Annotated in this window: 8 protein-coding genes and 1 pseudogene; all 9 read right to left on the bottom strand. The window is 46.0% G+C overall.

Annotated features, from left to right (window positions below; genetic code table 11):
• Nucleotides 1–261, bottom strand: a pseudogene (locus Q7V06_RS05740) (hypothetical protein); the annotation flags it as partial.
• Between the two features lie 237 nt (nt 262–498).
• A complete protein-coding gene (locus tag Q7V06_RS05735; protein ID WP_304839347.1) occupies nt 499–2,301 on the bottom strand; it encodes a formylmethanofuran dehydrogenase subunit B in 1,803 nt (600 codons plus the stop codon).
• 67 nt (nt 2,302–2,368) lie between these two features.
• Entirely contained in the window at nt 2,369–2,920 is a 552-nt protein-coding gene (gene tsaA, locus Q7V06_RS05730) for a tRNA (N6-threonylcarbamoyladenosine(37)-N6)-methyltransferase TrmO (protein ID WP_304839344.1), read from the bottom strand.
• A 2-nt stretch (nt 2,921–2,922) separates the two neighbouring features.
• On the bottom strand, nt 2,923–3,804 hold the full coding sequence (locus Q7V06_RS05725) for a 4Fe-4S binding protein (RefSeq protein ID WP_304839341.1): 882 nt from the start codon (nt 3,802–3,804) through the stop codon (nt 2,923–2,925).
• The gene (locus tag Q7V06_RS05720; RefSeq protein WP_304839339.1) at nt 3,788–5,182 is read right to left on the bottom strand and encodes a metallophosphoesterase; all 1,395 of its coding nucleotides are present in this window, start codon (nt 5,180–5,182) and stop codon (nt 3,788–3,790) included. Before Q7V06_RS05720 ends, Q7V06_RS05725 begins: the two co-directional genes overlap by 17 nt.
• A 24-nt stretch (nt 5,183–5,206) precedes the next feature.
• A complete protein-coding gene (locus Q7V06_RS05715) occupies nt 5,207–5,953 on the bottom strand; it encodes a SagB/ThcOx family dehydrogenase (protein WP_304839336.1) in 747 nt (248 codons plus the stop codon).
• A gap of 77 nt (nt 5,954–6,030) precedes the next feature.
• Complete coding sequence (locus tag Q7V06_RS05710) at nt 6,031–6,834, bottom strand: formylmethanofuran dehydrogenase subunit C (protein WP_304839334.1); 804 nt, start codon at nt 6,832–6,834, stop codon at nt 6,031–6,033.
• Nucleotides 6,835–6,842: 8 nt separating this feature from the next.
• The gene (locus tag Q7V06_RS05705) at nt 6,843–8,549 is read right to left on the bottom strand and encodes a formylmethanofuran dehydrogenase subunit A (protein WP_304839331.1); all 1,707 of its coding nucleotides are present in this window, start codon (nt 8,547–8,549) and stop codon (nt 6,843–6,845) included.
• Between the two features lie 2 nt (nt 8,550–8,551).
• Nucleotides 8,552–9,643: formylmethanofuran dehydrogenase subunit B (locus Q7V06_RS05700; RefSeq protein WP_304839329.1), on the bottom strand; the 1,092-nt coding region annotated here is incomplete at its 5' end.

Raw genomic sequence — 9,643 nt, 5'->3', positions numbered from 1 at the left:
TTCTATTTGATTTTTTAATGTCTGGGTTCCTGCGAGATTAAACGTGATTTTTGTACCGGGATACATGCTCTCAAACGCACTGCCGAGATCTTTTGATACTCCGGTCAGGGATGCTGCGGTATATACAATTATTTCGCCTTGTATTCCGGTGTCAACTGGCTTCTCTTCTCCCTGTACTCCGGTACATCCGGCAATGAAGAGGGTGGCTGCCAGAATGATGAGTACAAGGAGGCAGGTGTTTTTGTTCATTATTTTCAACATATTCCATATGTCTCAATTTAGTTGTAATAAATTTTCGTATATGCATTTATTTCTTATTTATATTAAGTAAACGTTGTTTACTCTCAATCCGATGGATTTCATTGGATTTGTATAGTATTTGTTGTTGATTGGATGGGGTGTATGAAAAGGTTTAATAAATGTGGTTATTTTTCTCATCAGATCCGGTTTGTGCATGATCGCATACCAGAGCCGATCATTTGCATGAAAATGAGTATTTCATGATCCTGAAAGGTGTGGGTGGGGGCCATCACCAACTGGTATGATCGTGGATTGGGCATCGATCTCTGAAGCATGAGTGGCGATTTGTTGTGCATTCCCCTCCTGTATTGCTTTTAGGATCCGTCTGAGTAACTCGGCATCATCGGGTTGGATGGAGTCCATCACCTTTTTGACCATGAGTGGTACGGTATCCATGCGGTATGCAATTCCCTCCGCATCAACTCCGGTCATTGCAACCGGTATGTGAAGGGTGGCAACAGCAGTACTCATTATCGGAAAAGGATCGATAACAATTGTCGGGATTGTTGCAAGGTGTTCATTACAGGCTCGCGGGAAATGGGCCCCCGGATCGCTTCCGATGATCACACATGCGTCAACCTCTTTCCTTGCGAGCAGATCAATGGCAGAGGTTTCACCGGGATTAAAATATGCGATTCCCCGGGAAAAATCAACAGCATACGGATACCCGGTCAGAAAAGTAAAAGTCTGATTCGTGCCATTGACATTCCAGTGGCCACGCATCGGGGTGAGGGTATATTTTGTGTGCCGGTTCAGTTCATCAATGAGTTCGATCGCGTTTCTGACATTTTTATATTTTCCTCTGGATTGAGTTAGTCCGATACCGGTGAAAAAAGCTCCGAATTTTGCGTTGAGTAATGTCCGAGCGAATTTGATCAATGTTTCTTTTGAAACGCCGGCAACGCTGTCAGGAAGAACGCCCTCTTTACCACGGATAATGGCCCTGAGGGCAGAAAATACTGCATAATCACCACCGGATTTTATCTGGATGAATTCATCGGCAACCTTTGCAGTTTCAGACTGCCTTACATCGACAACGATTATTGTTCTGTCACAACTGGCATTTTCCAGAAAGTGGCTGTCAGAAAAGGTTGAATATCGGCTTAAATGCCGTGGATGGGCTGCAAGTGGATTGGCACCCCAATAGACGACAACATCAGCACGGTGACGCACCTGACCAAGAGTACATCCGGGATGCCCCACCTCCTGAATTGCCATTATTGAAGGGCCATGACATTCTGAAGAACAGTTGTCGATGATGCCACCAATGTATTCTGCAATTTGGATACCTACACATTGCGCTTCGCTGTGTGTTCCGCTCCATCCAAAAAGCAGAGGCCGTTTTGCATTCCTGAGAACGTCTGCTGTGTATCGTATCGCCTCCTCATAGCTGATTTCTTCCCACCTGTTTCCAACCTTTTTAATGGGTGTCATGAGACGGTTTTTTGCAAGGAATTTGGCATTTCCAAGAGAACAGGCATTTTTACATGCCACAACTCGGTTTTCCTGTATAATTAGTTCAATATCATCGCAGAGACAGCCGCAGAGAGGACATATAACATCTTTTATTGTTTTAGTGCCTCCAGGAGAAATAGTCGGACATCCACTGGAAGGCTGGTCGTACCTGACTCCTCCTTCTTCCTCAAGAAGATCCCATGCTGATATTAATTCTTTTAATGTTGGTCGAATCTCCACCATGAGTGTTTTAAAATCAGGTGCACCGACTGAGTGAGTGCCCGGGGGCAGGATAAAATTTGCATACGGACCACACGGGAGAAAAATCTCCCCTTGGGCGACATCCGGAGATGCAATAGTTTTAAAAACGGTTTTTCCAGTGACAGTCTCTATCTCGACATTATCTCCTTCTTCAATCCCCATCTCGAAGAGATCAGTCGGGTGTATGAAGCAGAGTGATGTCTGCTCGGAGTATTCCGGACTCTCTTTGTAATACAGTTGTTCCCCCTGTTTGATCGTCCTTCCACTATTCATCATCACTTTCATGCGTTTACCTCGATAATCCTCATCTCTCGTAGTTGATGATAATAATAAAAAGGAGGCAATATGAAGATTATCTGCTGATATTAGTCCGCTTGCGATCCCTCAGCTCTTTAGGGGTACAGTTCCATTCGGCAATCTCTTCGACATGTTGCTCTTCTACCCATCCGCTTGAGACCTCCTCTCGATTGTCGAACTGGAAAACATAGGGTTTGATATCGAGGAGGGGTGTTCCATTCAGGACATCGACCCCCTGGATACTGAGCAATCTCCCCTCGACTCCAAGGAGTTTAACAATCGAGATGCCAATAGGATTTGGGCGTTTAAAGTGACGGATCGCGAAGATACCTCGTTCATTCTGCTCATCGAGGAAAGGACGCTGAAGGAGAGAGTATCCGTCTGCTCTGTCAAAATGATACAGGAGAATTAGGTGGCTGAATGACTCTATCTCCCGCAACCCTTCTTCATATTCGGGTAAGAGTTCGATAGTACCTTTAGAATCATTAAAAATCCCCTGTATTGGAGTGTTCTCCTGTTCTGTAAACTCACTGTGGATAACACCGATTGGATGGTAGATGATCTCGTTCATGCACAATACCTCTTCATTATTCTTTTTCAGTGTCATGGTTACTCCATTGATGGTTGAAATTCACGCAAAATAGTCTCTTTAAATTCTTTAAACTTCATGGCATCCAGCTGGTCGGTTAGGTTTTTTCCAGAGTATGCATATCGGTAGATCCAGTCCACAACCCGTTCCACAACAAGCACAGCTGCGTCTTCTGAGTTGACCTGTATGAGTTCTCTACCCTGTACCATGTGGCGGCCGCGTCTCCCTCCTATGGTGATCAGGTAGTATGGATCTGATCCTTTAAGGATATGGAAAGGACAGGATTCGATACACATGCCACACAGAACACAGAGTACGGTGTCGAGCACAAGACTGCCATTTACCATAGAAATTGCCCTCTCTTTACATGTGTTTGTACAGGTACCACATCCGGTACATAATCCCTCGTTCCGAATAGGTTCTCGAAGTCCTGTTATTCCTATCTCACTCAGCCGTTCGCTGGTGCATCCGTTTGGACAGGCAGAGATTGCAATCCTTATTCTGGTTGGCATATCTCTACCAAAGTGGTTTTTATCTAATCGCATGAGAAGATGCTCGGTATTTATGTTGGAGAGCCTACAACGATCATTTCCCGGACAGGCGGTGATGTTCACTATCTCTTCATGTTCGGCTCCAAGGAATACTCCTGACTTTTCCAGTGCTTTAAGTAGTGGAGGCACCTTTTCCAGAGGAATGTGGGGTATCTCCATCGTCTGGCGTGTCGTCAGATGGACTTTTTCAACTCCGAACTTTCGTGCCACTCTTCCAACTCCAAGAAGTTGATCCGGAGTGAGTAGCCCTCCTGGTATACGTAGCCGGAGTGTAAAGGATTGTTTATCCAGTTCAGGTATGATCCCCCCTCTCTGATTGAGATGATCGAATATGTCAGACTTGACAGGCATGGTAATCTCGTGTATGTATGTATCGAACCCGTTCGTCCGATAGATTTTGGTTACTATCCTTCTCACGTGGAATCTCGCGGAATGATATGGTCTCTTTAACTTCTGTCACAAGGTTATGAATCTCGGTCATCGTGATGGGTCGATATCCGATCATCTCTGCGCTCACATTCACTGTTTGAGTGTGAGGATTGAAGAATGGGTATTTGGAGAGGTTCTTATTGTGAACATGACCATGGATCACCCATCCATCAAAAGGCTTTGATACTTCATCAGGATCATGAATGAAGAGGTAAGAAACCCCTTTGTAGCACATCAGAAGGCAGTGGGACATATATGGCTGGTAAGGATCATGGTTTCCTTCAAGGTAACAGATTCTTCCATTGAGGCGATCGAGATATGAATCGGATGGAATAGAACTCCGGTATGCGAGATCTCCGAGGAAGATTACGGTATCCCTCTTTTTAACCGTCCAGTTCCAGTTTCTGATGAGAACACGATCCATCTCATCGGGATTACTCCTCATAAAAGGTCGATTGTATCTGGGGATGCTATTTGTATGTCCGAGATGAAGATCACTTATGATGTAGATATCTTTCTCCCTTTCAAAATGGGGTTTATTCATCTGAAAACCCTTTCTGATTCGAAATTCCCGAAGTGATGATATAGCATTCTTTCTGAGAATTGATTCTAAAGGGGTGAGCCAGATATTCTGGAAGAGATCATACTCAGCAACTGGTCTTGTATCACGGCGGAGTACCATCCTGAGAATCTCGATCGGAACTGGATCATACTCCATCATCTTCTGATTGTGTACCTTGTGAGATGGGTTGGTATCTTTGTATATCTCCCGCTTGGGTTTTGTACCTTCAATTCGTCTACAGGTTTTTAGTATGGGATCCAGAGCATTAAGCGGTGGAACAAGGATGAACGGAGCTGGGACACCTCTTGAGATAGAATCGATCAGTGATCCGGGCTTCAAGTGAACCGGACAGATCTGAGCGATTCGATAGAGGAATGAACGAAGTCCCGGAGAGGGGTATATCTGATACAAAGAGACATTTTCGGGTTGTTCGGGATCAAATACTGAATTTACCAATACCTGAACCGGCCCTGCTTCCATGACACCTCTTGAGATCGCTTGCATAATATCTTCCTGGGAACACCAGCTCCCTGCTGAGATCTCAGCAGCCACAAGGTATGGGTGATGATCTGGCTTCAGACACAGACCGGAATCACCTGTCCACCATTCGAGGGCACCCTGTAACTTTGAATGTGGTACCCCAAGCTTTAGATCCAGTCGGAATGTAGATGTATCTTCAGTAGGATTTAACTCTCCTCCCTGATCGGCTTTACTCTCTTCATATAAATCCTGGATCATGCTGGGTGCCCCTCTTCATTGTTCTCAGAGTTCGATCTCGATTTTTCCAACAGCAGCGACATATAGTGGCCATTCATTCTCTGGATCGATACCGATAAGCTGAATCATCATCTGGTCATGGAAGAGATCGATGGGATGTACGGTGTACCCGATGCTTGCTGAGGCCATGATCAAAGACTGGCAGACATGTCCGGCTTCAATAAAGACACTACGATACCCTCTGTCTCCAAGTGCCCAGACCGAACGATACGGTGTAGCTGTCCAGATGAATGCCACCGCTGCACGTGTGAACATTTTGAAGTTCATACTTGCGGTACCCATAGCAAATGGGAGGTCTGACCCCTCCCGGAGTGCCACAATGCTGTGAATAGATGGAAGATACTGATAGAGTCCTGTAGGGAGCCCCTCCACCTCACCAGCCATAAAGTAGGTATTAATCGGATAACGCCTTCCGCTTGATGGGGCATTTCGAATAAATAATTCCCGGTCAGAGACTTTTCTGATACCCTGGGTGCACCAGAGCAGGAAGGAAAGTTCCTTTAAATTCATGGTGGAACGTGAGAAGAACTCTACCGGTTCCCAGCTCTCAACGGCTTTCTGTACAGATATTTCAGGGATCTTGATCCGCTTCGGATTAGGAAGTTTTATTATCTTTGCTCCTTCAGGAACCGGATTTTCAGAGGGCGGTTCAGGAACTCGTAGTATCATGTCAAAGGTTGAGAAGTCAGGATAACTCGTCTTATCAATGAAGTTTTTTCCAGGATTTGTCATTGTCATCTCCTTGTTGGTATGGGTTGTATCAAAGGAATTGTGATAATCGGATATCCTGATAAAAAAAGGAGGATAGATCAGGATTCAAGGACATAGAGATTTCCATAGATCTGCTGTCCCTTTGATTTTGGATGACGTTCTCCGAGATCGCCTATATAATGGGTAAATGTTGCATTTAGCCCATCAATCTCTTTCTCTACAGATGCTGTCTTCTTGAATCCGGGTAGCATATACTGCACTTTTCCGAGGACATAGATATCTCCCTTTACCATCTGACCGCCGACACGCCCCTGGACATCGCCCTTAATGATAACCGTGCCTCCTTCTGCATGGGTTGAGACGTGAATAAAGGCATCCTTCTCAATGATGATGGTTCCGCCAAGCATAAAAGTCCCGATATCGTTTCCAGCGTTTCCACGGATGCGGATTGTTCCACCTCGCATACCTCGCCAGTCACCACGGTAGGCAGATCCGACATGATTCTGGGCGTCTCCATCAACAACGATCTCTCCACCTTCCATTGCGATACCGCAGAACGAATCTACATTTCCGATCACGTGGATCTTTCCGCCTTTCATCCATCCACCAACATACATGTCTGCATCCCCTTCAACAGTGATGGTTCCTGCAGTCATCTTGTTGCCGATGTACTTCATTCTGGAGCAGTCCCCGATGATACGGATATTTGTCTCCTCAGCGGTCTTTCCGGGGCTTCCTGTGATCTCGAAGAAATCACCCAGTTTTGCTTTGATCTTTCCTTCATGGAGATCGAGGTCAGCAATCTCCATGAGAGTTTTTCCAGCAAATGTATCAGGTGAGATATTGTAACACTCAAAATAGAGTTCAGGCGTGGTATTGGGTTTCAATGTTACTAGAGCCATAATGTACCTCAGGCCTCCACATCAATATCGATCACAAGCGGGTTTGGAACAAGGTAGTCTCTGACATGATATGTGTCAGATCCGACTGTATAGTCTTTCAGGAATTTATCGTGAATATCACGAATGACCTGTGGATTCTCCTTCACCCTGGCGTTCACCCAGAGTGTTCTCTTGTTACCGTGGCTGATGACATCACCGTCTTTGACGACGATCTCTCCCGATTTTATAAACCAGTTTGCGCGAGTAAAGGCTCGTTCGATCTCCTCAGGGTCTGCAGGCATATTGGTATAATCGAGATCGAAGATACCGACATTGGCGTCCATACCTGCAGCAAGACCCCCATACATATGAGATAATCCGAGAGCTTTTGCAGGTCCTGCACGCGTCATCTGGGCAATCTCATACAGACTGAGCTCAGTATTGATCGAATGGATGTTCGTTGCATCAATTACCTTGTCACTGTACTTGAAAGATGCAAGAACCTCTTCTCTGGCTTTCTTACTCATCAGCCATTTTATGATCCTCGGATACCTGATAAATGGTCCGGCATTTGGATGATCGGTGGTGATGAAGGTACGCATCTTGTCTTCTGCATAGAGTCCCATCTCAAGTCCGATTGCCCACTGTATCCCGCAAACTTTGATGTTTTTATCGTAGACATAGGGGACAACACCACCTGCTGTCTCAAGTTCAATATCAGTGTTTGCCCATTTCAAGTGGTTCAGATTTTGGATATGGTGCTCGAATGGACCGTCAGCGGTCATGGTCGTGGTCTCATCAAGCGTCACACAACCAAGGTCAATGCTTATGCTCTTCTGCTTATTGACATAATCCATGACTTCACGAGCTTTAGATTCGAAATTCCCCCAGGAATCTCCACCATATGAATGGAACTGTATATGTGTGGAATGCATGACGGTATCTCTGCCAAAGGTATTCTTTGCCTTATACCCTTCAGCAAGCTTGAGCGATTCCAGGGTGATCTCATAATTACCCGGGGTTCCGAGACCATTCTGATGCATATGGACTGAATGTGGCAATCCGAGATATTCATTCGTCTCGATAAGACCGGTAATGATCTCAGCAGGGGTAATATCGAAGTATGGAACCGGATCATAGAGGGTATTGCAGTTGAGACCCCATGCCCATGCGGCGGTACCGCCTGGATTTACCACTTTCACTCCATATCCCTTGGTGGCTGAGAGTATCCATGAGATATAGGCAGCAGCATTATCTATCTCACCATTCTTCAGATATTCAAAGACGAACCAGTTGTTTGCAAAGACCGGAAGTGCCGCCTGATCGATGATTGGTGTATCATGTATCTCCTCATGAACATGAGGGGCATGGAGAGGTGGCATCGCAGCTTCCATAACGAAGGCATACCCCATTCTGGCATAATCATACCCGGTCTTGAAGGTACTGGGGATAGAAAATCCACTTTCCATCCTATATTTATCCTGTCCATGAGGGCTCTTGAAGAGTTTATCCTCAGGTCTCATCAGGCGACCGACGTTCACCTTTGGTCCGGCGACATGTGAGTGGATATCCACACCACCGGCCATCACCACCTTTCCCCTGGCGTCAATTACTTTAGCGTTAGATCCAACTTCTTCAACAATCCGATTATCCTTTATGGCGATATCAGTAACATCTCCATTGATGTTGCGTGTCGGATCAATGACAAATCCGTTCTTGATCAGTATTTCCGCCATAATTACTGCTCCGCGACGTTTAATGCCTTTGTATGTCCCTTGGCTAAGAGCCAGATTGGTTCGGTCTCGGTGATTTCGCACATCCGCTCATAGATTTTATCAAAGAGCTCTTCATCGCTCAGGACTCCCTCTGGTCCATCAACGACTTTCTTGAACTGGATCGGGACGTTGTCCATCCTATAAACGACCCCCGGCTCCTCAACCCCGACGACACGTACCGGAATATGAAGGTCTGAGATCTCGCTTGCCATGCAGATGTTTGGATCGACTGTTATGAATGGATGTTTCTTCAATTGTTTGACTGCATTAACTGGGAAATGAGCCCCGGCATCCGTTCCAACATTCACAAAACAATCCACTTCACCTCTCATTGCAAGGTCAATTGAACTGGTTTCACCCGGATTCATGTGCGCATGGGTTCCCTTGGAGAGGTCGATGCAGTATGGGAAACCAAACTGCCATGACCATACCTGTCCGGGCCCTGCAATGTTGTAATGACCCCGCATTGCCATGATCGATGCTTTAGTATAAGCATTGAGGTCCCGTGTGAGGCTGATCGCAATATCAACGTTATGATTCCGTCCATCGGTATGGGTACATCCCATCCCGAAGAAGATCATGACAAAACGGGCATTTTTCATGATTTTAACCGCTTTGATGATCTCTTCCTTCTTAATTCCTGCAACTTCGTCAGGAATATCATGTCCACGGATAACTGTCCTGAAGGCATCGAAAAGGTCATAATCATGACCCTGTTTTACCATAAGATGGTGATCGGCGAGTTTTGCAGTATCGGTCTCCCTGGGATCAACACTGATCACTGTGCGGCTCATCTGCCCTTTGGTAGTGAAGAATCCCCGTTGGAAGATGGAGTAGCGGGAAGTGTGACGGGGGTGGGCATGCATGGGGTTACATCCCCAGAAGACAACAACATCCGCCCTGTTCTTCGCCTCTCCGAGTGTACAACTTGGGTAGCCATTATCAAAGATGGCGAGGAACGAAGGACCATGGCAGATAGAGGCGCAGTTATCAAGTACTGCACCGCCCTTCTCAGCCACTCGTCCAACAGCACTCATGCCCTCACAGTTCGTTGA

The organism is Methanocalculus sp. (assembly GCF_030651615.1).
In the GTDB taxonomy this organism is placed as follows: domain Archaea; phylum Halobacteriota; class Methanomicrobia; order Methanomicrobiales; family Methanocorpusculaceae; genus Methanocalculus.
Note: the sequence above shows the minus strand (reverse complement) of the source record. Positions and strands in the feature narration are given on the sequence as shown.